A 25694-nucleotide genomic window follows, 5' to 3' on the forward strand; every position below is an offset into this window, starting at 1 on the left:
GAGCCTTGAGCTCCTTGAAGGGTCGTTCGAGACCAGGACGTTGATAGGCTGGGTGTGGAAGTGCAGTAATGCATTAAGCTAACCAGTACTAATTGCCCGTACGGCTTGTCCCTATAACCTTGGCAGTAACAAGGTTGAGATGACAGCTGTTTGTTGATACCCAGATTCAAAAAACTAAATACTTCTTCCGGATTCAGAGTGGCGCCCAGCACAAGCGAAGCGCACTCGTACAAGTTATGCCTGATGACCATAGCAAGTCGGTACCACCCCTTCCCATCCCGAACAGGACCGTGAAACGACTTTGCGCCGATGATAGTGCTGCAACCAGTGTGAAAGTAGGTTATCGTCAGGCTAATTAATATGCTGTGAAAGCAGCAGCAAGTAAAGCAGTAATGCAAAACCCCACCCGGCAAGCCGAGTGGGGTTTTTTGCGTTGAGCCTTCCATTCGCACCTGCTCTCCTGCCGAAAATCGCTCAACTATAGAAACTAGTTGCAACCTCAGCAGTGTCTATCTTTTGCCAAACGAAACGGCATATACTTCAACATAGATCGTGCATATGCAGCGGTTGAATATGGCTGTTCAAAACCGGGAATCAAGCAGAGGGGACGAGATGAGAGACGAACAAGTAAAAGCGAGTGGGACCGGCCCCGAAGGGCAACGGAGCAACCCACCATCCGTCTGCGGGCATTTTCTCGTCCCGTATATCGGCGAACTTCCTGCATTTCTTTATCCTGATGTTATCAAATCATCGTTGTTGGCGATTGACGATACGGTGGAAGAGTACGTATATGTCCTGAGGCGTCCGGATCGTGTTCTGGACGGTGAGCCAGAGCCTTTTTACGTCGGAAAAGGAGTCAAGAGGCGCTTCGCGTTTCACTACTACCAAGCAGCAGCGAAAGTCGATTATGCCACCAGCAGTAACAAACACAAGATCCACGTCATACGTAAAGTTGACAGGAATAAAGTCCTTATACAGATCGTTCCCTGTCACTCGGAAAATTATGCAAAAGAACTGGAAATCCAGCTAATCAAAGCGTGGGGACGCAAGAATAACAACACAGGTATTCTGACGAACATGACCGACGGGGGAGAGGGTGTCAGCGGTCTTGAAATGCCTGAACACGTATTGAAGATACTGAGCGAAAACGCCAAACAACCGGTCAGATTTGCCGACAAGGATTACGCAGGTATCAAGGACGCCTTCACGGCGCATAGCGCAGAGCAAATCGCGGTTGCGTTCGATGTCAGTGTCGATTCAGGTTACTGTACGGACTATGGAACATTCAAGGCCTGGTACAGCTATTGGGCGAAAAAGGGTTACTTCCCTGAAGGTTTCAATTATATCGAGGAGGGCCGTCCGATTTACCTGGAGATCAGTCGTAATGAGATCGAAGAGCAGATAAAAGCTAACAGGGAAGCAGGCTATGAGAGGGCCTGGACTACAAAATATTCCTATCCGCGCTACGTGGTCAACGGAAATCGATACTATACTCTGTCACAAGCCGCGCAGCAGGAAGATGTCGGTACGCCATCGAATCTTGCGGCCCGCTTTCGACGAATGACATCGTTAAACCATTTTTCCACCGGTTTCAACATTTTGAATGAGGAAGGTAATCCATTATTCGAAGAGCGCAGCGATTCGATATCGCAACGCGCACGCAAGCAAGCAGGCGAGTTCTTAACCTCGTTCGTAGCCGAACCTGTTATGGTGGACGGCGTTCTATACGACACGAGCATGGACGCCTATGCCATGTACCGTCACGCCGATGTCATCGATTATGGCAGCTTCCGGGCTCAGATCAAGCGATACAAAGAAGCTGGAGTTTTTCCAGCTGGACTCAATATCCCTGATGAGGTAGGAAATCCACGTTATCCTGAAATCGACCCATTCCTCATCAGTTCCGGACAGCTTGATTCTTATGTGAAGGTCGCGGGAAAATTATTTCCCAGCATGCAGATGGCCTCACTTTATTATGGCTTGAGTCACGGCGCCGTACACACATACTTTAAAAAATGGAAACAACAAGCCGACGATCCGACGCATCCTACGCCATTTCCCAAAGGGTTCAACGTCTACGATTCCAGAACTCAACAACCCAGCTATGAAGAGATGCAGCGGGTCGATCCTCGCGTTCCCCATTCGGGTTTCCTTTACAATGGAAAATTTTTTAAGACATTGATTGAGATCGATGCTTATCGAGAAAGCGCAAAGAATTCGGCCTCGGCTTTGTACAGCAAACGACGCAAGGCGTTTTTTGAAAAAGGAAAGTGTTTCGATCCATTCTTGAATGTAATCGGATGGGACGAGATGCCCTTGTACCCTGTGACACTGGACGCCAAAATGTCCACTGTAATTGCTCGAGCAAATGGTGTTGGACACCGGCTGCATAACGCGGCGCTAGCGATCTCGGTCTTCGATGGCATCACGTGGGTACATTTCGATTCGATCGCTGCTGCCTGGCGAGCACTACCTATTTTGCAGCAGAAGTATGCAAGTGCCGATAGTTTTACCAGCTCGATTGCCTGGTTCAGAAAAGCCGGGCGGCTTCCAGACTGGCTGAAATTGACAGACATGCAGGAATCGACAGCGCATTCGGAGGGCGCCGAGTCGGTCAATAAGCTTGACTGATACATCACACCTGACATTTGGACCCGCTATTTAAGTGAGGACCATCTCTTTGATGTCGATGCAGAATGCTGACGTATTCCGGGATAAATCAGATGTTCGACGCACTCATCATCGGCGGCGGCCACAACGGCCTGGTCTGCGCCTGGTACCTGGCCCGCGCCGGCCTGAAGGTGACGGTCCTGGAAAAGCGCGCCGTCGTCGGCGGCGCAGCCGTCACCGAGGAATTCCATCCCGGCTTTCGCAACTCGGTTGCTGCCTACACGGTCTCGCTGCTCAACCCGAAGATCATCCGCGACATGGACCTCGCCGCGCACGGCCTGCGTATCCTCGAGCGGCCGCTGTCCAACTTCTTGCCGCTCGAGGATGGACGCTACCTGAAGATCGGCGCCGGCAGGACCGCCGGCGAGGTGGCAAAGTTTTCCGAACGCGATGCCGGCCGCCTCGACGCCTATGCCGCGCAGCTGGAGTGCGCCGCCGATGTGCTGCGCGAACTGGTGCTGCAGACGCCGCCGAACCTGGTGGAAGGCGGCTGGCTGGCCGCGCTGCCCGAATGGATCAAGGCCGGCAAGCTCGGCAACCGCATGCGCAAGCTGCCGCTGGCGGCGCAGCGCGGCCTGCTCGACCTGTTCACCAAGTCCGCCGGCGATTACCTGGACGGCTGGTTCGACAGCGCGCCGATCAAGGCGGCCTACGGCTTCGACAGCGTGGTCGGCAATTACGCCAGTCCGTATTCGCCCGGTTCGGCCTACGTGCTGCTGCATCACGTGTTCGGCGAAGTGAACGGCAAGAAGGGCGCATGGGGCCACGCGGTCGGCGGCATGGGCGCGATCACGCAGGCGATGGCGGCGGCGGCGCAAAAGCGGGCCGTGGATATCCGCACCGGTTGCGCGGTCGACCAGGTCTTGCTCGATGGAGGCCGGGCCACCGGCGTCGTCACCGCCAAGGGCGAGCGGCTCGACGCGCGCGTGGTGGTCTCGAACCTGAACCCGCGTCTGCTGTATACCCGCCTGGTCGACCCAAGTGCGATTCCGCCGGAGTTCCTGCGGCGCATGCAGGCCTGGCGCTGCGGGTCCGGCACCTTCCGCATGAACGTGGCGCTGTCCGAGCTGCCGGACTTCAGCTGCCTGCCGGGGCGGCAAGCGGCCGAGCACCACGGCAGCGGCATCATCATCGCCCCCAGCCTGCAGTACATGGAGCGTGCCTACCACGATGCGCGCGCCTTCGGCTGGGCGCGCGCGCCGATCGTCGAACTCCTGATTCCGTCCACGCTGGATGCGACCCTGGCGCCGCCCGGCCAGCACGTGGCCAGCCTGTTCTGCCAGCACGTGGCGCCGGAACTGCCCGACGGTGCCAGCTGGGACCTGCACCGCGAACGGGTGGCCGACCTGATGATCGACACCGTGGACCGCCATGCGCCGAACTTCAAGCGCGCGGTGCTGGGCCGCCAGATCATGAGTCCACTCGACCTGGAGCGCACCTTCGGACTGGTCGGCGGCGACATCTTCCACGGCGCGCTCGGGCTCGACCAGCTGTTCTCGGCGCGCCCGATGCTGGGCCATGCCGACTACCGCGGACCGCTCGCCGGCCTGTACACCTGCGGTTCGGGCACCCATCCCGGTGGCGGCGTGACCGGCGCGCCCGGCCACAACGCCGCCCGCGAAATCCTGCGCGGCCTGGGCCGTCGCCCACGCTGACGCGGCAGTGGCATGCCAATTCACGCAGCAAGTTGATCGCAACACCCGTCCCGACGCCGGGTATGATGGCCGCAAACAGAACCGCCTACCGGAGACCCGTTTGGACCCGACACGCCGCCGCCTCGCCCTGACCCTGCTCGCTTCGCCACTCTGGTCCACGGCGCTCCACGCGGCCACGCCGGCGCCGCGGCAACGCTCGATCACCGAGTTCGGCGCCATCGACGACGACGCCACGAACGACGCCACGGTCAACACCCGCGCGATCCAGGCCGCGATCGACCATGTGGCCAGCCAGGGCGGCGGTACGGTGGTGGTGCCGCGCGGGGTCTTCGTCAGCGGCGCGCTGTTCCTGAAGCCGCGGGTGCACCTGCACCTCGACCAGGGGGCGGTGCTGAAGTGTTCGACCGACATGAAGCATTTTCCGGTGCGGCGCACGCGCATCGAAGGCCACTTCGAAGATCATTTCAATCCGGCCTTGATCAACGCCAGCGGCTGCGACGGCTTGAAGATCAGCGGCGAGGGCACGCTGGACGGCGCCGGGCGTCCGGTCTGGGACCTGTTCTGGAAGCTGCGCAACGCCGCGCCGGACAAGCGCAACTTCCCCAACCTTGGTGTGCCGCGCGCTCGCCTGGGCCTGATCGAGCGCTCGCGCGGCGTCACCATCGAGGGCATCACCTTCAAGGACTCGCAATTCTGGAACCTGCACCTGTACGACTGCCGCGACGTGACGGTGCGCAACGCGCGCTTCCAGGTGCCGGACGACTACAAGCAGGCGCCCAGCACCGACGGCATCGACCTCGACAGCTGCCGCGACGTGACCATCGAGGGCTGTCATTTCTCGGTGACAGACGACTGCATCGCCGCCAAGGGCTCGAAGGGCCCGCACGCGCTGGAAGACCGGGACAGCCCGCCGGTCGAACATATCCGCGTGCGCAACTGCGTGTTCCGGCGCGGCCATTCGGTCATGACGCTGGGGAGCGAGGCCACCTTGGTGCGCGACGTCGTGGTCGAGGACTGCACGGCGACCGGCGTAGGCAACATCGCCGTGCTCAAGCTGCGTCCGGACACGCCGCAGCAATACGAAGACATCCACCTGCGCAACCTGACCCTGGATTCAGCCGGCGGCGCGGTGATCAGTATGCAGCCCTGGACCCAGTATGTCGACCTGAAAGGGGCCGCACCGCCGCGCTCGACCGTGCGCAACATCAGTCTGGAAAACATCAAGGGCCGCTTCGGCACGCTGGGCACGATCAAGCCGAACCCGGGCCAGACCGAGATCGGCGACATCCTGCTGAAGGACATCGACGTACAACTGGCCAGCGAGGGATTCGAGGTCAGCGGCGCCGGCAAGTTGCGCCTGGAGAACGTGGTCGTGAACGGCAAGCCGTTCTCGGTCTGATGGCGCCGCCAAGGTTGTAAAATGCCGCCTCCAGCAGCGAGGCGACCATGACCCAGGCAGCACCCGGCATTACTATCTCCAGAATCCTCCACGCGGGCTACGTGATGGCCTGCGAAGGCACGCGCATCGCCTTCGACACCATCTTCGAGAATCCGTTCAGCCGCAACTGCCACGCCTTTCCGGACCTGCGTTTCGACCAGGACGCGATCCGCCGGCAGCGCTTCGACGCCGTGTTCATCTCGCACTTCCACGACGACCACTGCTCGCTCGAGAGCCTCGACCTGCTGGACCGCGCGACGCCGATCCATATCTACTGCATATTCGACGAACTGTTCGACATGGTGCGTCGGCTGGGTTTCACGCAGGTGCACCCGCTGCGCCTGAACGTGCCGGTGACGGTCGGCCCGTTCCAGGTGATCCCGCGCGAAGCGATGGATGCCGACGTCGATTCGATGTTCCAGGTGAAGGCGGCCGGGCTGAACGTGTTGAACGTGGTCGATTCCTGGATCGACGACGGCACCCTGGCCCAGCTGGTGCGGGAAGGGCCGTGGGACATGGTGTTGTGGCCGTTCCAGACCATGCGCGAAATCGAGGTGCTGGCGCCCTCGCGCTCGACGCCCGCGCCGCCGACCTTGCCGGAGGAATGGATCCCGCAGCTGCAGGCGCTGGCGCCGCGCTACGTGGTGCCGAGTTCCTGCCAGTTCCTGCAGGAGCCGTGGTCCTGGTACAACCGCGCCTTCTTCCCGATCACCTATGCGCAGTTCGCGCGCGAGGTCGGCGCGGCGCTGCCGGCGGCGCAGGTGGTGCGGCTCGATCCGTCGGTATCGGTGCAGCTGGACGCCGCCTCGCTGCGGCCGGCGCCGCCGCTGGACTGGGTGATCCCGGTCGGCCCGCAGGACGTCGATTACGTGTATGAAGGCAACGCCGCGCCGCCGCCCACCGCGGCCATCGCGCGCCACTTCGCGCCGCTGTCGCCCGACCAGTTTGCGCGCGTGCTGGATTACTGCCGCACCACGCTGCCGGCAAAATACGGCGAAATCGACGCCGCCTCGGACTACTTCGACCAGCCGCGCATCTGGCGCCTGTCGCTGCTCGACCATGCGGGGCAGGCGACGCATTTCCGCTACCGCCTCGAACCCGGCGGCCCGGCGCGGCTCGACGACAGCGATGCGCCGCTCGGCTGGGCCACCGAGATCCCGGCCACCAAGCTGTACGGCGCGCTGGAGGAGGGCGAGTCGCTGACCACGATGTACCTGCGCATCAACGACACGGTGTTCGACGCCGCCACCGAGCGCGACCTCGAAGACGCCGACGTGGTCGACGACCCGCTGATCCGCAGCCTGTTCAGCGACACCTTCGGCGCCTACCAGGCGGCCCAGCTGCGGCGCCTGCTGGCGCGTTCATTTCCCGAGTAAAGCCAGCGACTGCTCCCAATCGCCTTCCCACGCCTGCAGGAAGCCGTGCGTCTTGAACGCGCGTTTCAGGGCGCCTAAAGGGGCACGGTAGACGTCGTGCAGTCCCAGCGCCAGCGTGACCGGGTTCCAGACCGCGTTGCGCTTCGACTTGCGCGCACTCGCCTTTACCCGCGCGCCGTCGTCGCCGAAGATGCCAATGGCTTCGTCCAGCGCCTTGTCCAGGTCCATGCGCACGATGCGGCCGAATGCTTCCAGCACCTCGGCCTTGCCGATACCGAACTGCGATTCGGCCGCCGGGGGCGGCGTCTTCTGCACCGCCACGGCCTCGTGCTTCAGCTTGCCCGCCAGCTTTTCCAGGTCCTTCTTCTGGAAGCGCAGCGCCTCGATCGGATAGCGCAGGCCCGGTGGCGGCAGGTGCACCGCAATCCTGTACGCGTCCTTGGTCATCGTGATCAGCACGTCGTCGCTGCCGGCCAGAAGGCGGGCGACGTCGCCTTCGAAGAACACGGGCGCTGCATAGCCGCCGTTGGCATCGCCGAACAGCTCGGGCATGGCGGCGTCATAGTCCAGCCAGACATAGGGCGTCAGGCCGTGCCCGAGCAGATGCGCCAGGGTCCAGGGCGTGCCGGTCTGCAGTGTCAGCCAGGCGCATGCTTCGCCGGTGGCGGCGCGGAAAGGAAGGTCGGTGGTGCTCATGTCTTCTCTTATACGGTAACGGACGGCCATTGTAGTGCAAACGCTTGACAGTAAAATATGATGACAATAATATGAAGGTCATCATATTTTGAATGCCGTCGCCATGTCCACGGACCTCAAGCAGACCCGCCGCGAACAATCGCACGAACGCATCCTCGACGCCGCCGCCCGCGCCATCTGCCGCGACGGCTATGCCGGCCTCGGCGTCGCCAACGTGATGAAGGAAGCGGGGCTGACCCACGGCGGCTTCTATGCCCACTTCGGATCGCGCGACGCCTTGCTGGCTGCTGCCGTCGAGCACGCCGGCGAACAGAGTGCGGCGCGCATGCGCGAACGTCTCCAGGCCCGTATCGCCGAGGGGGCCAGTGCGCTACGCGCGCTAATAGAAGAGTACCTGTCGGCGCGGCATGTCGAGTCGCTCGAGCAGGGGTGCCCGGTGGCCGCGCTCGGCGCCGACCTGGCGCGCGGCGAGCCGGCCCTGCGCCAGGTGGCCGAGCGGCGCGTGCTGCATCTAGCCGGCGCGGTGGAGCGGGCGCTGCCCGCGGGCAGTGCCGCCGGCACCGGCATGGTGATCGCCAGCACGCTGGTCGGCGCCGTCCAGATCGCCCGGGTGCTGCAAGCCGAACCACGCAACGCCGTGCTGCGCAGTTGCAGGGATGCGCTGGTGAACCAATACGACCATCCCGCCGTGGCGGGCTGATTTCACGGGTGCCGCCGGCGCAGGCCGCGGCATTTTTTTACCATCGAATATGACGAGCATCATATTTCGACCATCAGGAGAGCCAGCATGAAACTCGACAATGCAATCGTCCTCGTCACCGGCGCCAACCGCGGCCTGGGCCTGGAATTCGCCCGCCAGGCACTCGCCGCCGGCGCCAGCAAGGTCTACGCCGGTGCCCGCGACCCGGCCAGCGTCACGCTGCCGGGCGTGGTGCCGGTACGGCTGGACGTCAACGACCCGGCCCAGGTGGATGCCGCCGCTGCCGCCTGCCGCGACGCTACCCTGGTCGTCAACAATGCCGGCATCGCCACCATGGGCGGCCTGCTGGACCCGGCCAGCATCGACGCCCTGCGTGCCATGTTCGACACCAATGTGTCCGGCCTGCTGCGCGTCAGCCAGGCCTTTGCCCCGGTCCTGGCGCGCAACGGCGGCGGCGCCTTCCTCAACGTGCTGTCGGTGGCCAGCTGGATCAGTACGCCGGGCCTGGGTGCCTATGCGGCCACCAAGTCGGCCGCGTGGAGCGTGACCAACGGCCTGCGCATCGCGCTGCAGGGGCAGGGTACCCAGGTGCTGGGACTGCATGTCGGCTTCATCGATACCGATCTGACGCGCGGCATCGACCTGCCCAAGCTGGCGCCGGCGGATGTCGTCGCCAAGGCGTATGCGGCGCTGGAAGACGGCGCGAAGGAGGTGCTGATCGACGAGCTGTCGCAGCGGGTGCGGCAGGGACTGGCAGCCGACCCGGGGATTTATCTCGACAGTGTGGCGCGCGAAAGCTGATGCAGCTTGTCTCGGATCCGGTAGCTCTGCTGTCGCCGGATTTTACATAGTTCCTTAAGGGAAAATAATTCCTAAAAATATTCCGATTAGAATCAAGGGCATACGGAAATAAAAATGTTAGGCACGACTGTTGCTTGCCTTGTAAGCTCTTATGCAAGGAGGTTGCCATGTTGTTGAGGTCTGTCAGTAAATTGCTGGTCAGCCTGTCGGTCTTCGCTAGTTCATCCTTGTTCGCTGCGCCGCTGGTGGTCAACCTTGCCAACGTCCAGAGCAATGCATTGTTTACCGATCCTGCGAATACGGTGCTGACCTTCGACGTCGGCGCGAACTCGGCCATCACCGGTTTTTCGTTCGCGGTCAACCTGAGTGCCTACGCACCGAGCTGGTTGTCGGAACTCGGACTGGCGGTGTCCGACTCGAGCCTGGGTACCGGCTTCACCGTCTCGCCGGCCTCCGGCAACGACTTGTCGGGGACCGCCAGCTATGCCGCTTCCTACGATCTGGTCGCCCTCGGCGTCGACTTCAATGTCGGCGCCGACGGTATCCTGCGCCTGGAGTTCTACGAGGATGTGGACGACCTGACGGGGCCGGATGGCCAGTGGAACTTTGGCACCCTGACCTTCAACGTCGAAGCGGCAGGCGGGCCGGACCAGCCGGGCGAGGTACCGGAGCCGGCCTCGCTGCTGCTGCTCGGCGCCGGCCTCGGCGCGCTGGCTTGCGCCGGCCGCCGCCGCGCCGTGCGCAAGCCTTCCTAACGCCCGTCGCGTCCGCGATCGGCTTCTGCCGCAGCGGCGTCGGCCTCGCCGCTGCGCGCCACCGGCAGATGCCAGTCGTAGCGAATCGCGGCCAGGCGCAGCACGAAGCACAGCGCCGCACCGGCACAGGCCATCGTGGCGCTGTGCCAGCCCAGGGCATCGCCCGCGACCACCACCGTGGCGCCGGCCAGCGCCGCCACCGCATATACCTCTGCGCGCATCACGGCCGGGATCTCGGACAGCAGCACGTCGCGCGCGATGCCGCCGCCGATCCCGGTCAGCATGCCGAGCAGCGCCGCCATGTACGGCTGCACGCCGAACACCAGCGCCTTTTGGGCGCCGGCCACGCAGAACAAGCCCAGCCCGGCCGCATCCAGCACCAGCACGGTGTTGCGGAGGTGGCGCAGGCCCGGATGCCAGAAGAAGATCAGTACGCCGGCCATGATCGACGCCGCCAGGTAGCGCCAGTCGCCGATCGCGGCCGGCGGCGTGGCGCCGATCAGCAAGTCGCGCACGATGCCGCCCGAGTTGGCGGCAACAAACGAGAGCACCAGCACGCCGAACAGGTCGAGACGGCGGCGCACGCCCGCCACCGCGCCGCTGAGCGCGAACACGAAGGTGCCGAGCAGGTCGAGCGTCAGGACCAGGGTCCGCAGCGCGGTGCCTACATCAAGTGCAACAGCATTAAATGAAACAGCGGGAAACATCTCGTCAAGCCTGGATTCGGTAATCGGTACGTCCGGCGCGGGCGCGCCGCGGACAACGGGACATTATGAGGCTTGCGCGCCTGCCGCGGAAGAGCTGTGCCCGGCCAAAGCGGCATGAATCAGTAGCGGCATTGTCGGGTTATCGTAATTACGTTCATCAATCGCAAGCTCGATTCATGACTGCCAATCATAAGGTCATGCAGTATTCATGCGCCCGCTTGTGACGATTTGCCATTATCATGCGCGCTGGGTCGGGGATGGACCGCCGACCACCATGACATCTTCAAAGGACAACATGACTGTGAAAGCCTATGGCGCGCTGGCCGCCGACAAGCCGCTCGAATCCCTCGACATCGTTCGCCGCGTACCGGGTGCGCACGACGTCCAGATCGACGTCGCCTTCTGTGGCGTATGCCACTCCGACCTGCATACCGTGCGCGCCGAATGGGCCGGCACGCTGTTCCCGTGCGTGCCGGGCCACGAGATCGTCGGCCGCGTGTCCGCGGTCGGCGGCCACGTGCACGGCGTCAAGGTCGGCGACCTGGTCGGCGTCGGCTGTATGGTCGACAGCTGCCAGCACTGCGGCGATTGCGAGGACGGCCTGGAAAACTACTGCGACGGCATGGTCGGCACCTACAACGGCCCGACCCAGGATGCCCCCGGCCACACGCTGGGCGGCTACTCGGAACAGATCGTGGTGCACGAGCGCTTCGTGCTGCGCGTGCGCCATCCGGAAGAGCAGCTGGCCGCCGTGGCGCCGCTGCTGTGCGCCGGCATCACCACCTACTCGCCGCTGCGCCACTGGGGCGCGGGTCCGGGCAAGACCGTCGGCGTGGTCGGCATCGGCGGCCTGGGCCACATGGGCATCAAGCTGGCGCGCGCGATGGGCGCCCACGTGGTCGCCTTCACCACCTCGGAATCGAAGATCAAGGATGCGGAAGCGCTGGGCGCCCACGAAGTGGTCGTGTCGCGCGATCCGGCAGCGATGGCGGCGCGTGCCAAGACGCTCGACCTGATCGTCAACACGGTGGCCGCACCGCACGACCTGGACGCCTTCCTGAACCTGCTCAAGCGCGACGGCACCATGGTGCTGGTCGGCGCCCCGGCCACGCCGCACCCGTCGCCGCAGGTGTTCAACCTGATCACCAAGCGCCGCGCGATCGCCGGCTCGATGATCGGCGGGATCCCGGAAACCCAGGAGATGCTGGACTTCTGCGCCGAGCACAATATCGTCGCCGACATCGAAATGATCCGCGCCGACGAAATCAACGAGGCCTACGAGCGCATGCTCAAGGGCGACGTCAAGTACCGCTTCGTGATCGATAACGCGACCCTCGCAGCGTAACGCCCTCAGTTTTCAAGCCGCCGCCCGTGCGCTGCGCGGGGGCGGCTTTTTCTTTTCCTGTCGATGAATCCAAATATTTCCATCGCTCCCGGCGCACGCCTGGAGCAGCCCGCGGCATGGGGCGCCGTGTGCGCCCTGTCGCTGGCCGCATTCGCGCTGGTCGCGTCCGAATTCATGCCGGTCAGCCTGCTGACGCCGGTGGCCGCCGAGCTGCACATCAGCGAAGGCCAGGCCGGCCAGGCGATCGCCATTTCCGGCGCCTTTGCCCTGGCAACCAGTTTGCTGATCCCGGTGCTGGCCGGACGGCTCGACCGCAAGGTGCTGCTGCTGGCGCTGACCGGCCTGATGATCAGCTCCGGCACGGTGGCGGCCTACGCCCCCGACTACACGATGTTCATGGTCGGGCGGGCGCTGATCGGCATCGCGATCGGCGGCTTCTGGTCATTGTCGGCGGCCACCGCGATGCGCCTGGTACCGCCGGCGCAGGTACCGCGCGCGCTGGCGATCCTGAACGGCGGCAACGCCCTGGCGACGGTAGTCGCGGCGCCGCTGGGCAGCTACCTGGGCGGCGTGATCGGCTGGCGTGGCGCCTTCTTCTGCGTGGTGCCGGTGGCGGCACTGGCCTTTGCCTGGAAGGTTGTGAGCCTGCCGCCGATGCGGCGCGAACGGTCATCCGGCTCGGCCAATGTGCTGAAGCTGCTCAAGCGGCCGGCCGTGGCGCTCGGCATGGCCGCGAGCGGCCTGTTCTTCATGGGGCAGTTCACGCTGTTTACTTACCTGCGCCCATTCCTGGAATCGGTGACGCATGCCGGCGTGCAGACGCTGTCGCTGCTCCTGCTGCTGGTCGGCGTGGCGGGCGTGATCGGCACCACCTTCATCGGCCGCTTCCTGGAAAACGGCATGTACCGCACGCTGGTCGTGATTCCGGTGCTGATGGCGGCGATCGGCGTGCTGCTGGCCGCATTCGGCGGCTCGGTGCCTGTCGCGGCGGTGCTGCTGGCATGCTGGGGCCTGGTCGCCACGGCAGCCCCGGTGGGCTGGTGGACCTGGCTTGCCCGGACCCTGCCGCACGACGCCGAAGCCGGCGGCGGCCTGATCGTGGCTACGGTGCAGTTGTCGATCATGCTCGGCGCCAGCGTCGGCGGGCTCCTGTTCGACGCCGTCGGCTATGGCGCGACCTTCGGCACCAGCGCCCTGATGCTGCTGGCGGGCGCCGCGATGGCGGTGCTGGCTGCACGGGCGGCGCGGCGCGAAGCAGCAGCCTGAACGCGGACGCACCCTGCATCACCGCGAAGGACTTCCTCCTTGCTGTCGACCTGCTCGGCTGAGCTGGTGATAGTGGCCATCCGGGTCGCGCACCAGCGCATCGCGTTCCGCATGCCAGACGATGCGGGTAGCGGCGATGTCGTTGACCGCCAGGTCAAGGCTGCCGCTGGCGCGGTCGCGGTAGCCCAGCAGTTCGATGTGCGGCGGCGCTTTCGCCGGCCATACCGGCACGATGTCGACCACGACATCGTCGATACCGTCGAGCGCGACCTGGGTCGGCCCGTGGTTGAGCATCGGTTGGCCTTCGGCCAGTCCATGCTGCGCGTAGAAGCGACGGCTGGCTGAAAGATCGGCCACCACGATGGCACTGTGATCGATTCCCAGCATGCCGCTGCCTTGCCAGCCCACATTGGCGCCCTTCGGAAATTGCGTGAACTCCAGTGGATGACCGTCGGGGTCGCATAGCTTGACCGCCGTGACGCCGCCGGAGGAGCGCGGAAGCGCGACCGGCTGCTGCCGGCTGATCGGCGTGGCGCCGGCGCCGCGGGCGCGCTCCCACGCCGTTCGCGCGTCGTCGGTGACGAGCGCCAGGTGCTGGAAGATGCGGTCGGACGCGCTTCTCGCGGTCGGGTAAGAACGCCCCGCCAGGGCATAGCAATCCAGGTCGAGGCGGCTGGGACCGAGCGCCATGGCGATCCGCATGCCGCTACCGCCGATGCCCAGCAGCGCCATTTCGGCTGCCGGGATCGGTGCCGGTTCGCCCGCGTCGAACCCGATCGACCGGTAAAACGCGGCGAGGCGCGGCAAGTCCGTGGTGACGAGCCGGAAACCGGCAATGGTGCCGAAGGTCAGGTGAGGTGGCATGGCACGCGCTCGGGAGGGACATGGCACTGGACCGTCATCAGGCAGCACGGCTGGTCGCCGATGGTGCCGGAGCGGTGGCCTTTTTTTCCACCGGTCTCGACACAACCCTGGTCTTCGCCGAACGAGAATTCGCCGGGGCCCTGTTCGACGCGCGTGCCATCCATGCTCTCGACCCACCAGCGGCCCGACAGCACGACGATCCATTGCGGGGCCGGATTCTCGTGCCACTCGCCGACCCAGCCGGCCGGTTGCACGGTAAACACCACGGTGGCCTCGCCGCGCGCCAATGCGTTGATCCATTGCGGCGCGGATGCGCCGATGCCTTTCAGTTCGTACTGGGTCAGCGCGCAGTCCGTTTGATGGCTCACGCCCTGTGCATCGACATACAGGTGCGAGTAGGGCACGGAAGGCTTGGCACCGGGATGGGAAGTCGTACCGCTCATGGATGTGAAAGGTAAGGTTGGCTGGAAGCCAGCGGTGAATGGAGAAACGGCACCAGTCCGGCACCATCGGTGCCGACCACGATCAGCAGAAAAGCGCCCGCAAGGGACAGGTTTTTCATGAAATCCCAAAACAAGGACCGTCCGCGCCCATCGGGATCGGCCCAGAAATCGCCCTGCGCCCAAAAGCGTTTGAAAAGAATTGCCGTCGCCATGCAAAAACAGGCAATGACGAAGGCGCAGGCGCGATCGGCCACACCCGTCACGACGCCCAGCGAGCACACCAGCTCGACCACGAGTCCGATCACGATGGCGCCGACAGCCAGGACACGCGGCTTGAAGACTTCCTGCGCCTGCCGCAGCGCATGGCGAAAACCGAAGGTCTTGTCGATGACGCTGCTCGGCATGAAGAGTGCCACCAGCATCAGGCGCGCGACCAGGGCCACCCCGGCGGCGGCGCTCACAAGCGTTCCCGGATGATGTCGGCGACGCGCAGCGCATTGGCGATGATCGTCAAGGTCGGATTCACTGCGCCGATCGAAGGGAAAAAGCTGGCGTCGGTCACATACAGGTTGTCGACTTCGTGGGCGCGGCAATCGAGGTTCAAGACCGACGTGGTGGGGTCGGTGCCGAAGCGGCAGGTGCCGGCTTGGTGGGCGGTGCCGGAGAGCGGGATGTCCTTGCTCAGATACAGCGATCGCTCGAGCAATACGGCCGGCTGGCCAATCGCCGTCAAAATGTCTTCGAGCTTGCGCTTGAGGCGCTTGAGCGCTTCGGGATTGGTTTCCACAAAGTCGAGATGGACGTTACCGTCCTTGTAGTAGATGCGGTTGTCGGGACGCGGCAGATCTTCGGCCTGCAGCCAGAAATTCATCGAACGGCGTGCAATCTCATCAAACGGCAGGTCGGGCAGCCACTCCATCCACTGCGGTAAAGCCTCGGCCTTGACCTGTTCGGCGTCGATACTGGCGTTCATCTGGATCAGGCCGAGCGGGTAGTCCCAGTCGTCGCTGCCGAAATAAAAATCGCTCAGCGCCATGGTCTTCTGGAACACCGAGTCGTCGGCGTCGCGTGTGACGGCCATGACGACGCTCATTTCATGGCGCAGGTAATTGCGCCCGACCTGGTCGGACCCATTGGCCAGGCCGTACGGGTGCTGCGGATTGGCCGAACGCAGCAGCAGCAGCGCGGACGACAGCGCGCCGCATGCGACAACGACCACGTCGGCGGAATAGATTTCCTCTTGTCCGGCGCGCTCGACATGGACAGCGTCGACACGGCGGCCACTCGGATCGGTACCCAGCTTGCTCACATAGGCATTCGTCAGCAGCGTGACGTTGCCGTGATGCGCCAGCATGGGATCGATGCACATGACTTGGGCATCAGCCTTTCCATTCAATAGGCAGGGGAACCCGTCGAACTTGGAACACCGGATGCAGGCACTGGTGGGGGTGGCGAAGCCATCTTCTTTCTGATCGAGCAGAATCCCGAGCGGCAGGTGAAAGGGCGCCAGCCCGATGCCGGTCAGCTTGTCGCAAAACGCGGCCACGCGCGGTTCGTGCTTGACCGCTGGATAGGGATAGGGGATGGTGCTCGGTGGCTCGAGCGGATCCTCACCGCGCTGACCGTGGACATGAAACAAGGCCTCCGCGGCGTCGTAGTACGGCGCGAAATCGGCGTAGCGAAGCGGCCATGCCGGCGATACGCCGCCCGCGTGGATGACTTCCTCGAAATCACGTTCGCGCAGGCGCAATAGTGCTGCGCCATACACTTTCGAATTACCGCCCACGCAGTAATGCAATTGCGGGCTGAACGGCTTGCCATCGATATTGGTCCAGGTCTCGTTCGCTTGGTAATGGCGTTTGACGAAGACGACTTCAGAGCTCCAGTTCGCCTCTTCGCGCGGCAGGTAATCGCCCCGTTCGATGACCAGGATGCGTTTGCCGGTCGGCGCCAGCGAATGCGCCAGGGATGCGCCGCCAGGGCCACTGCCGATCACGATCACGTCATAATGCTCAGCCAATTTTACTCCTCCGCAATATGCGATCGAGGATTGAATGCGATCGCAATCTCAAGTTTTCGAAACGTTACCGCCTTGCTGGAATTTGCTGTGCACGAATCATGCGCTCCTGGGCACAGGGAGGCCACGACATCGCTCACTCCGTATTTTTAGGCGCTGCGGTGGCGGCGGTTCCGCTGCGGCCATCGGTGGCGGTCCACCCGCTCATCGGTGCCACAGCCGGGTAATCGGAAGGCAGCGCGACCGGCACCTGCAGGCACGCGCTTTGCGTGGGTAGCACCGCGCCCCAAGCCCGGATCAGGTCGCGGTAGGCAACGCCGACCGGACGGATATTGCGGTCCAGGTCGAACAGACCGAGGGCATTGACATTGCCATTGTTTTCACGCAGGGCGGAATCCCAGTCGACCTGATCCGTCAGCGAATACCAGGTGAAGCCCACCACCGGCACGCCGCTGTTACGAATGCTGAGCACGTTCGCCCACTCCTTGCGCAGCCAGCGCACGGCCTCGTCGCCGACAGGGCCTTGCGACAGATTGGTTTCCGTATGCATCACAGGCAAGTGGTAGCGGTCGAAGTACTGCCGCGTGATCGTCGCATAGCCGAATATCTCACCGGAGGCCGATGTGCTGCCGTCGGCGCTGACATGGTGTTCATTAGTCTGGTAATAGTCGTTGCCCATCAGGCAGTGGTGCTTGAGATTGTTGTCGAGGAAAAAATGGTATTCCTCGCGCGTCATCCCGTTATCAATCAAATATTCATACATCTGCGAATCGACCCTGCGCCCATAGTTCAGGTCGAGGGAAAGAAAGCGCAGCGCATTTTTGACTTCGGCCACGCCGATCGCGTCCGGACTTTCGGCATGAAAGTACTCGCTTGACTCGCTCTGCACGAACAAGGCGTCGGGACGGACTTGCAGGATTTCGCGCATTGCCAGGATGTTGGCCTTGACGATGTACTTGAGCGCGTTCACAAAGGTACGATCGCTGCGCATTTGTTCGTTCCACCAGCCATAAAGCGCGGAAAAGATGGCGCAGATGGACATCTCGTTGACCGGCGTGTAAAGCTGAATCCAGGGATAGCGCTCGGCGAAGGCGCGTGCATAGCCGGCGAACAATCGCGGAAAATCCGGGTTTTGGAAATTACCGATCCAGTCCGGTACGCCGAAATGGCATAAATCGACGATGACGACCATGTCACGCCTGCGCAGCTCGCCCAGGGTCTCGTCGGCGAATGCCCAGTCATAGCGCTTTGGGCCGCGCCAAGTCAGGTGCAGTGGGGGACCATAGCGGAGGACACGGATGCCGAGCTCCTGCACCAGATCGAAATCCTTGCGCCAATGGGTGTAGTGACCGCATTTATCCATTTCGTCGACACGGATCTTGCCGTTGCCGATCGTCGGGATGCTGTTTTCGATTCCGGTCGCAAACATGAATCCGGTGAACAAACCAGTCTCCTCAGGCTGACAATGAGTTCAGCATACTTGAGCACGGTTCGTTTCAACATTGCAAATTGTCCATCTTGGCGCAGCTGAGATTGCGGCGTGGTTCCGGACTGTTATGATTCTCCGAATGGCTATCTTCTTGGCAACGAGTTATGCTGGCTCACGTGTCTGCAATAGGCCAGAAACGGTCATTGGATCTTTACATTTCAAGGAGTGCCCACGATCCGCGATCCAGTTGGATTTGACGGGTGCTCGAACTGCTGCGAGGAACAGGGACCTTGACCTCGTTCTGCGGCTGTGGCAACTCATCTACGCCGCTGCACGGATTAGCGAATTCGGTTTAACGGATGTGTTTCCAGTCGAGGGCCCCAGTCTCCGCACGGATTTGGTTCGTTATCTTGAGCAGATTAAAGTCGATCAGTCTTCAAAGTCGACCAATGAATGACTGCTTGGATTGGTTCAGGCCTGTCGTGACACTTTACGAGTTTTTCGCCTCCGCACTCTGATATGCTGGCTTGACAAGCTCGCGTGGCTCTATTTTGTGCAAAACATCAAATATCCATCCTCAGGAGCGCCTGATGCAAAACGCTTTTATAAAAAATATTTCAGTAATTGCAGTTTCTTTACTGATTACACCGTTTGCGAGTGCAAGGCCAACTGTAGGAGGCGTGTACCCGCTTGCACAAGGGTTTTACGTGGCCAACGGTGGCGACTGCGCATCTCCAGCCAATGCCTGGTTGCGTGAATATAATGGGAAAGGCATCAGCGGAGCAGCAACCCATGACTGTGTTGCTGAAATCGTTGACAAACATGGCAATACCTATACGGTCGATCAAATTTGCACCGATGCGGGTACGGGGGTGGCACCTAAATCAAGTGAAAGGCAAAACATTATTGTTCAAAATGCGAACCACTTTACGCAAATTGCTGGCGGGAAGCTTTTCAGCTATCACTACTGCACTTTCAACCAGCTACCGTCGGATCTAAGAAAAAATTATCGATAGAGCCGCCATCTCCTAGCAGGCTACTCGTATTGTCTACTTTTTGTGCGCTGTTATTCTGGAAAAGTGTTTGGTAACGTTAGGCAGGCCTCATTTGATAAGGAGGCTTTGGATTGATGCACTGGGTATTGACCGTTGTCCGTAATTCGCCAAACGCGGACCATGAACTTCAATCCAGTTGATCGCGAGCGACAGGGTCTTTCAGAGGTCGTTCGCGTCAGGAGACTACATGGTCTTATTAGAAAGAACTTGCATGGCAAACCATACTATGGTCACCTTGTTGCTGGGCATCGGGGTGAGCCTGAATAGCCAGGCATGTCACAGGCCTCCTGCTGAGCAGATAGTCACGCCGGAACAGCAGATTGCGCTCGCTACGGATGTGTCTGTTGCCCGGTTAATTCGTGCGACCCCGACTGCACTTCTAACACTTGGTGGACGTGCACCAGTCGATTACGAATTCGAAGTCCAGCAACGTCTCTTGGGTTTTCCTCAATCGCGCTTTATTCTCGCTGGTGCACAAGGCGAAACACGGCCAAAACCTTTATCAAAAGATCATAGTGATGCGGAATTCTGGGAGCGCGGTGGCGGGCGCCTCTACAACGATCCCGATTGTGTCTTGCGACCCGACTTTATCGTCGGCGAATATTACCTTATTTTCCGAGGAAAACTTGCAACTTGGCGCAGCTTCGAACATATCGAGACCGCTAACGGAAGCCCTAATCCAAATGATCGATGGCTGTCCTTCGTAAAGGAAAAGCTTCGAGACCGGTAGTTTTCCATCACTATTTTTACGCATGTTAATTCCTGAGCGTTCCGGATCGTTAAAAAGTTAAATCGCTGGCTGCGGACTGGATCATAGTGTGCTCTGTAATCAGGCCACTTAAGCCACTTTGTCAAATTGTTGAGCATGAATACTTCCGAGATAATTTTTACCGAGATTGAAGGGATTTTTTTTCGCGCAATCAACCCTGTATTCCGTCAGTATGCGTTGTCTGGTTCCCAAGCCGCGGGGCGCTACTCTAGCAGTGCTCAACCTACGCTCTATCTGAGCTCGTCGCGTGAAGGAGTAGACGCTGCAATGCAATCTCATAAGACGAATCGTAGTAGTACGTTAGACGTGCTCAGGGTCCACGTCGTGGCAAACAAGATTATCGATCTTCGCAATTCGTTCGCGTTGGCCGAAATCGGGGTCAGCATAGAAGATGCCCTCGCTCCATGGCAAGAAATTGTGGCGCGAGGTGCCACGCCACGTTCGTGGGCAGTTCGTGATCGTCTCGTAGCTTGCGGAGCAAATGGGCTAATCGATCCATCAAGAAAAGCACCCGGTTTGTGGCATCTGGTTTTGTTTTCTTGGAACAAGAATGATGCGCCGCAAGTCCACGTCGTTGATGAGACCTGAACGAAGGCGCCAACTTCCGCTCGGGGTCGGTTGCAGACGCCTGTGGCCATTTGCGAGAGTTTTTTACTTCGGTAGCATGTTATGCTGGCTCGACTTTCTGCAATCGGCCAAGAGCGGACTGCCCAGGTATCGATGACCGCGTGGCGTTAATCGGAGTCCTGTTGGTATCCAAGATTGGCATAGCTTGGGCGTACCTGCCGCGCCAACTCGGCTGCGATAGCAGAATGATTCGCAGCCTGCGCATACGGCATGAGCGGTGGGCAAACATCCATCGTTGGTTCTTTTCACTCGCTCCCTCATCTGTTGGCGGTATGTCGAGCGGCTTTGTCGGACGCGCTAAAGCATTGGACCACGTCAGCCCTTAGCCGAAGGCCGACTCGTCACATGATTCAGTATGGATATCAACCCTTGTGCCGAATCGTATCGATCACCAGCGCTAGCGCGCGCGAGGCCTGGCGCCGGCTTGGGTAATAAGCGTGCAGGCCGGGGAACACCGCGCACCAGTCGGGCATCACGCTCACCAGCCGTCCCGACTGCAGGTAGGGCCCGACCAGGCTTTCCGGCAGGTAGGTCACGCCGACGCCGCTCAGCGCCGCGCTCAGCATGTGGTAGACATTGGTGAACACGGTCTGCCCGCGCACCTGTACTTCGAGGTCGCGTCCCGCGTGGCGCAGTTCCCACGCGTACAGGCCGCCGCTGCTGGCCAGGCGCAGGTTGATGCAGTTGTGCTTCATGAGTTCCTGGGCCGTCGTGGGCACCGCATGCCATTCGAAGTAGGCCGGGGCGGCGACGATCATCATCTGCACGTCGGGCGTCAGGCGCACCGCGATCATGTCCTTGTCGACCTGGTCGCCATGGCGCACGCCGATGTCGTAGCGCTCGGCCGCGATGTCGACGATGCGGTAGTCGGAACTCATCTCGACGTGCAGGTCGGGATACTGCGGCAGGATGGGCGCAAGGCGCGGCCACAGCACGCTGTCGATCACGTGGTCGATGGCGGTGATGCGGATGGTGCCGGCCGGTCTGTCGCCGAGGTCGCTGACGGCGGCGATCTCGGCTTCGATCTCTTCGAGCCGCGGCGCCACGTTCTGCATCAGGCGCTCACCGGCTTCGGTGGGCGAAACGCTGCGTGTGGTGCGCGTGAGCAGGCGTACGCCGAGGCGTTCTTCGAGCGCGCGCACGGTGTGGCTCAGCGCCGATTGGGTCATGCCGAGCTTGGCGGCAGCGCGGGTGAAGCTGCGTTCGCGGGCGACGGCGAGGAAGACGAGGATGTCGTTGATGTTGTCACGGGCCATCCAGGTATTTTACACGCGACAACACTAAGGCCCCGCCAGGAAGTCCTCGACCAGCTTGACGGTCGCTTCCGGATTCTCTTCCATCAGCCAGTGCCCGGCCCCCGGCACCACGGCTTCCCGGACGTCCGTCGCCGCATTGCGCATGACCTCCGCTACCTTCGGTCCAAAGGATTTCTCGCCGCCGATCGCCAGTACCGGCATCGCCAGCTTCACCTGCGCGCCGGCGCGGTTGTCGGCCACGTCGCGGGTGGCAATCGTGTTGAATTGTGCGAATGCAGCCTTCATCGCACCGGGCTGGGCATACAGCCGCGCGTAGTGGGCGCGCGTGGCCTCGTCGACCCTGGCCGGATTGGCGGCGAAATCGTTCCAGAAGCGGTCGAGGTAGAGGCGCTCGCGGCCTGCAACCAGGCGCTCGGCCATCTCGCCGCCGAAGTTGAAGTGCCAGAGGGCGGGACTGAGGATGATCTGGTCCCAGGGCGGGACACCGGGGACGGGCGCATCCATCACCACCAGCCGCGTCACCTTGTCCGGGTAGCGCGCGGCGTAGGCGTAGGCGACCATGGTGCCGATGTCGTGGCCGACCACGGCGGTGCGGTCCTGGCCGAGTTTTTCGACCACGGCGCGGATGTCGGCCGCCTGCGATTTTTTATCGTAGCCGCCGGCCGCTTTCGACGAGCGGCCCATGCCGCGCAGGTCGGGAACGATGACGGTATGGGTGCGCGCCAGCCGCGTTGCCAGCGGACCCCACATGTCGCCGGTGTCGCCGAAGCCGTGGATCAGCACGACCGCCGGCCCGGCCCCGCCGCTGCGCACCCAGATGGTGGCGCCGTCCGCAAGCTGGACGGTGCTGGTCTTGAAGCCTGGCGGCAGCGAGGGTTCCCTGGCGCGCGCCGGCAGGACCAGGCCAAGCGCGAGGACGGTGAACAGCAGCAGGCGCAGCGGTATCGTCATGATCGTGATTCCGTGGGAGGATCACGATTGGACACGGCACCTCAGCGCAGGTTGCCCCGCCGGCGCCGCACCCTGAACTGGATCAAATGCCGTCGACGAGCGAGCGTGCCTGTACCACCTGGCCGCGGTAGGCGTCGAAGATGTGGCGCAGCGCATCGGCCATCGTCACCTTCGGCGACCAGCCCAGCTCGGCGCAGGTGTTCTCGATCTTCGGCACGCGGTTCTGTACGTCCTGGTAGCCGTTGCCGTAGTAGGCGCCCGAGGTGGTCTCGACCAGCGCCACGCGGCGTGCGCCTTCGGCGTATTCCGGATAGTCGGCGGCCAGGTCGAGCATCATGCCGGCCAGTTCGCGGATCGAGTAATTGTTGACCGGGTTGCCGATGTTGTAGATCTTGCCGGTGGCGGCGCCGTCCTTGTTCTCGATGATGCGCATCAGGGCGTCGACGCCGTCGTCGATGTAGGTGAAGGCGCGTTTCTGCTGGCCGCCGTCGACCAGCTGGATATTCTCGCCGCGCACGATATGGCCGAAGAACTGGGTCAGCACGCGCGAGGAGCCTTCCTTCGGCGTGTGGATCGAGTCGAGGCCGGCGCCGATCCAGTTGAATGGACGGAACAGCGTGAAGTTCAGGCCTTCCATGCCGTAGCCCCAGATCACGCGGTCCATCAATTGCTTGGCGCAGGCGTAGATCCAGCGCGGCTTGTTGATCGGGCCGTAGACCAGGCTCGAGTTTTCCGGATCGAATTCGGCGTCCTGGCTCATGCCGTACACTTCCGAGGTCGACGGGAAAATCAAGTGTTTTTTGTATTTGGCGGCCGAGCGCACGATCGGCAGGTTGGCCTCGAAATCGAGCTCGAACACGCGCAGCGGTTCTTTCACATAAGTCGAGGGCGTGGCGATTGCCACCAGCGGCAGGATCACGTCGCACTTCTTGACGTGGTACTCGACCCACTCGGTATTGATCGTGATGTCGCCTTCAAAGAAGTGCATGCGCGGGTGGTCGAGCAGGTCGCTGACGCGCTCGGACTGCATGTCCATGCCGTAGACTTCCCAGTCGGTAGTCTCGAGGATGCGCTTGGACAGGTGGTGGCCGATGAAGCCGTTGACGCCGAGGATGAGGACTTTTTTCGTGTTCATGGATGATGACTTTCGTGAAGCGGTGTGACTGAAATCGGAGTGACAGGGTTGGCGATGACGACGCGGCGCGCGTCCGATGCGAGTACGCGCAGCGGTACGTGCCGGTGCTGCAGTTCGAACACCAGGTCGGCGCGCGCGATCGCCATGCAGGGAATACCGCGCGCGGTGTTGTCCTGCCAGGTGCGGATGAAGGTATCGAGGTCGGGGATGCCGAGTTCAGGCTGCTGCTGCAGGCCGAACGCGAATTCGTCGGTGTAGTCGACCAGCGTGACCGTACGGCCCAGGTAGAAGGTCAGCGACTGTTCGTACAGCCCGACCGAGTACACGCGCGTGGCCGGCGTCAGGACACTGCGCATGGCCGGCAGCAGCGCGCTGCCGGCGCGGGCCTGGCCCAGCGGCTCGAAGCCGGCCAGCAGCACCTGGCTGGCCAGGAAGCCGCCGACGGCCAGCACCAGCACGTGGCCGTCGCGGCGGTCCTGGCCCGCCATCCACAGGGCCAGGATGCCGCCGCACAGCGCCAGCATGCCGGAGGCGTTGATCCAGACCGCGAAGTCGGCATACAGCCGGCTTTCGCCATCGTGGCGCGCAAAACCCGGCGCGAAGGGTGCGGCCAGCAGCAGGGCCAGGCCGATGAGGATCAGGGTAGAGGCATTGATCATCTGCTGGCGGCGCGACGCCCCCTCGAGATACTCGCCCATCAGCAGCGCCAGCGCCGGGAACACCGGCAGGATGTAGCCGGGCAGCTTCGAGCTCGACGCGCTGAAGAAGGCGACGATGAACACCAGCCACACCAGTGCCAGCAAGCGCGGGCGGAAGGCCGGCACCGGATTGCCCGCACCGGCGCCAGCACCGGCGGCGGTGGCGCCGCGGCGTGCGCCGGCGACCAGGCTCGGCACCAGCATGCTGATCCACGGCATGCTGCCGACGGCCAGCAGCGCCAGGAAGCTCCAGGCCGGCGCTTCGCGGTGATGCTCTTTCAGCAGGAAGCGCTCGAAGTGCTCGTGCACGAAGAAGAAATGCGGCTGCTCGGGATTGCGCAGGCCGACCAGGATGAACCAGGGCGCCGCGATCGCCAGGAACAGCGCCAGGCCCTTGGCCATGTGCAGGCGCGTCCACAGGCGCCAGTCGCGTGCCGCCAGCGTATAGCAGACCAGCACGCCGCCCGGCAGCACGATGCCGATCAGGCCTTTCGCCAGCGTCGCCAGCGCCATCCCGGCCCAGCAGGCCAGCATCCAGTTGCGCCGCTCGGCCGGACCGGCGTCGGCGCGCTGGGCCAGCAGCAGCGCACACAGGCACAGCGTCATCATGCCGGACACGCTCATGTCGACCGAGTCGACCTGGCTGCCCAGCACCCAATAGAAAGAAGAACCCAGCACCAGCGCCGCAGACAGCCCGGCGCGGGCGCCGAACAGGCGGGTGCCGGTGAAGCCGGTCAGCAGCACGCCGAAGACGCCGCACAGGCCGGTCCACAGGCGCGCCTGCCACTGGCCGACGCCGAACAGCGTGAAGGTGAGGGCGTTCATCCAGGCCTGCAGCGGCGGCTTTTCGAAGTACTTGATGCCGTTCAGGCGCGTCGTGACCCAGTCGCCGCTGGCGAACATTTCGCGCGCGATCTCGGCATAGCGGCCCTCGTCGGGCGGCACCAGGGTGCGGATCGCCAGCACGGCCAGCGAGGCCAGCACGAAGGCGGCCGCGAGCCCGCCCATGGCCGCCCGGTTGCGGTGTAATTCTTTCATGCT

Annotated in this window: 23 protein-coding genes and 2 rRNA genes; 14 read left to right on the forward strand and 11 right to left on the reverse strand. The window is 62.5% G+C overall.

Translation table 11 applies throughout. The features are described 5' to 3' along the window. The 6 genes from U1H99_RS28880 to U1H99_RS28905 form a co-directional block, all read left to right on the forward strand. Positions 1-113, forward strand: a 23S ribosomal RNA gene (locus U1H99_RS28880); the annotation flags it as partial. 126 nt (positions 114-239) lie between these two features. After that, positions 240-352, forward strand: a 5S ribosomal RNA gene (rrf, locus tag U1H99_RS28885). A 260-nt stretch (positions 353-612) separates the two neighbouring features. Then, positions 613-2631: a GIY-YIG nuclease family protein gene (locus U1H99_RS28890; RefSeq protein ID WP_323144942.1), complete on the forward strand. Its 2019-nt coding sequence runs from the start codon at positions 613-615 to the stop codon at positions 2629-2631. 92 nt (positions 2632-2723) lie between these two features. Continuing rightward, positions 2724-4325: a phytoene desaturase family protein gene (locus U1H99_RS28895; protein WP_323144943.1), complete on the forward strand. Its 1602-nt coding sequence runs from the start codon at positions 2724-2726 to the stop codon at positions 4323-4325. A 100-nt stretch (positions 4326-4425) separates the two neighbouring features. Then, entirely contained in the window at positions 4426-5724 is a 1299-nt protein-coding gene (locus U1H99_RS28900) for a glycoside hydrolase family 28 protein (RefSeq protein ID WP_323144944.1), read from the forward strand. Positions 5725-5771: 47 nt separating this feature from the next. Then, complete coding sequence (locus tag U1H99_RS28905) at positions 5772-7139, forward strand: MBL fold metallo-hydrolase (RefSeq protein WP_323144945.1); 1368 nt, start codon at positions 5772-5774, stop codon at positions 7137-7139. On the opposite strand, the gene U1H99_RS28910 is transcribed toward U1H99_RS28905, so the two are convergent. Next, positions 7125-7835, reverse strand: a complete 711-nt coding sequence (locus U1H99_RS28910; RefSeq protein WP_323144946.1) for a hypothetical protein — start codon at positions 7833-7835, stop codon at positions 7125-7127. The two genes, U1H99_RS28905 and U1H99_RS28910, sit on opposite strands and share 15 nt — an antisense overlap. A gap of 103 nt (positions 7836-7938) precedes the next feature. Here U1H99_RS28910 and U1H99_RS28915 point away from each other — a divergent pair, with 103 nt between their 5' ends. The 3 genes from U1H99_RS28915 (at position 7939) to U1H99_RS28925 (ending at position 10091) form a co-directional block, all read left to right on the forward strand. After that, a complete protein-coding gene (locus U1H99_RS28915; RefSeq protein WP_323144947.1) occupies positions 7939-8535 on the forward strand; it encodes a TetR/AcrR family transcriptional regulator in 597 nt (198 codons plus the stop codon). 87 nt (positions 8536-8622) lie between these two features. Beyond that, complete coding sequence (locus U1H99_RS28920; RefSeq protein WP_323144948.1) at positions 8623-9336, forward strand: SDR family oxidoreductase; 714 nt, start codon at positions 8623-8625, stop codon at positions 9334-9336. Positions 9337-9503: 167 nt separating this feature from the next. Continuing rightward, positions 9504-10091 (forward strand): VPLPA-CTERM sorting domain-containing protein, encoded by a 588-nt coding sequence (locus tag U1H99_RS28925; RefSeq protein WP_323144949.1) that lies wholly within the window; start codon positions 9504-9506, stop codon positions 10089-10091. On the opposite strand, the gene U1H99_RS28930 is transcribed toward U1H99_RS28925, so the two are convergent. Further along, complete coding sequence (locus U1H99_RS28930; RefSeq protein ID WP_323144950.1) at positions 10088-10798, reverse strand: trimeric intracellular cation channel family protein; 711 nt, start codon at positions 10796-10798, stop codon at positions 10088-10090. The genes U1H99_RS28925 and U1H99_RS28930 overlap by 4 nt on opposite strands. A gap of 295 nt (positions 10799-11093) precedes the next feature. Here U1H99_RS28930 and U1H99_RS28935 point away from each other — a divergent pair, with 295 nt between their 5' ends. Further along, positions 11094-12143 (forward strand): NAD(P)-dependent alcohol dehydrogenase, encoded by a 1050-nt coding sequence (locus U1H99_RS28935; protein ID WP_323144951.1) that lies wholly within the window; start codon positions 11094-11096, stop codon positions 12141-12143. A 63-nt stretch (positions 12144-12206) separates the two neighbouring features. Beyond that, a complete protein-coding gene (locus U1H99_RS28940; protein WP_323144952.1) occupies positions 12207-13409 on the forward strand; it encodes an MFS transporter in 1203 nt (400 codons plus the stop codon). Positions 13410-13427: 18 nt separating this feature from the next. Here the strand turns inward: U1H99_RS28940 and U1H99_RS28945 are convergent, their stop codons facing one another. From U1H99_RS28945 to U1H99_RS28965, 5 genes are all read right to left on the reverse strand, one after another. Beyond that, positions 13428-14273 (reverse strand): VOC family protein, encoded by an 846-nt coding sequence (locus U1H99_RS28945; protein WP_323144953.1) that lies wholly within the window; start codon positions 14271-14273, stop codon positions 13428-13430. After that, positions 14258-14716, reverse strand: a complete 459-nt coding sequence (locus tag U1H99_RS28950; protein ID WP_323144954.1) for a cupin domain-containing protein — start codon at positions 14714-14716, stop codon at positions 14258-14260. Before U1H99_RS28950 ends, U1H99_RS28945 begins: the two co-directional genes overlap by 16 nt. Continuing rightward, positions 14713-15177 (reverse strand): DoxX family protein, encoded by a 465-nt coding sequence (locus U1H99_RS28955; protein WP_323144955.1) that lies wholly within the window; start codon positions 15175-15177, stop codon positions 14713-14715. The genes U1H99_RS28950 and U1H99_RS28955 overlap by 4 nt, the downstream gene beginning before the upstream one ends. After that, positions 15174-16736, reverse strand: a complete 1563-nt coding sequence (locus U1H99_RS28960) for a GMC oxidoreductase (RefSeq protein WP_323144956.1) — start codon at positions 16734-16736, stop codon at positions 15174-15176. The genes U1H99_RS28955 and U1H99_RS28960 overlap by 4 nt, the downstream gene beginning before the upstream one ends. A 133-nt stretch (positions 16737-16869) precedes the next feature. Beyond that, a complete protein-coding gene (locus U1H99_RS28965) occupies positions 16870-18177 on the reverse strand; it encodes a glycoside hydrolase family 1 protein (RefSeq protein WP_323144957.1) in 1308 nt (435 codons plus the stop codon). Between the two features lie 575 nt (positions 18178-18752). Between U1H99_RS28965 and U1H99_RS28970 the strand changes: the two genes are divergently transcribed. From U1H99_RS28970 to U1H99_RS28980, 3 genes are all read left to right on the forward strand, one after another. After that, complete coding sequence (locus U1H99_RS28970) at positions 18753-19178, forward strand: hypothetical protein (RefSeq protein WP_323144958.1); 426 nt, start codon at positions 18753-18755, stop codon at positions 19176-19178. 250 nt (positions 19179-19428) lie between these two features. After that, positions 19429-19947 carry a hypothetical protein gene (locus U1H99_RS28975; protein ID WP_323144959.1) on the forward strand — a complete coding sequence of 173 codons (519 nt, stop codon included), beginning with the start codon at positions 19429-19431 and terminating at the stop codon, positions 19945-19947. Between the two features lie 135 nt (positions 19948-20082). Further along, the gene (locus U1H99_RS28980) at positions 20083-20574 is read left to right on the forward strand and encodes an RES family NAD+ phosphorylase (protein ID WP_323144960.1); all 492 of its coding nucleotides are present in this window, start codon (positions 20083-20085) and stop codon (positions 20572-20574) included. Positions 20575-20975: 401 nt separating this feature from the next. On the opposite strand, the gene U1H99_RS28985 is transcribed toward U1H99_RS28980, so the two are convergent. The 4 genes from U1H99_RS28985 to U1H99_RS29000 all read right to left on the reverse strand — a co-directional run bounded on the left by U1H99_RS28985 (position 20976) and on the right by U1H99_RS29000 (position 25691). Then, positions 20976-21869 carry a LysR family transcriptional regulator gene (locus U1H99_RS28985; RefSeq protein ID WP_323144961.1) on the reverse strand — a complete coding sequence of 298 codons (894 nt, stop codon included), beginning with the start codon at positions 21867-21869 and terminating at the stop codon, positions 20976-20978. A 24-nt stretch (positions 21870-21893) separates the two neighbouring features. Then, on the reverse strand, positions 21894-22820 hold the full coding sequence (locus U1H99_RS28990) for an alpha/beta fold hydrolase (RefSeq protein WP_323144962.1): 927 nt from the start codon (positions 22818-22820) through the stop codon (positions 21894-21896). Positions 22821-22902: 82 nt separating this feature from the next. Continuing rightward, the gene (locus tag U1H99_RS28995) at positions 22903-23955 is read right to left on the reverse strand and encodes a bifunctional UDP-4-keto-pentose/UDP-xylose synthase (RefSeq protein ID WP_323144963.1); all 1053 of its coding nucleotides are present in this window, start codon (positions 23953-23955) and stop codon (positions 22903-22905) included. Continuing rightward, positions 23952-25691 (reverse strand): glycosyltransferase family 39 protein, encoded by a 1740-nt coding sequence (locus tag U1H99_RS29000; RefSeq protein ID WP_323144964.1) that lies wholly within the window; start codon positions 25689-25691, stop codon positions 23952-23954. Before U1H99_RS29000 ends, U1H99_RS28995 begins: the two co-directional genes overlap by 4 nt. Positions 25692-25694 lie beyond the last annotated feature (3 nt).

The sequence above is a fragment of the Massilia phyllosphaerae genome, assembly GCF_034659755.1.
Classification (GTDB): Bacteria; Pseudomonadota; Gammaproteobacteria; order Burkholderiales; family Burkholderiaceae_D; genus Telluria; species Telluria phyllosphaerae.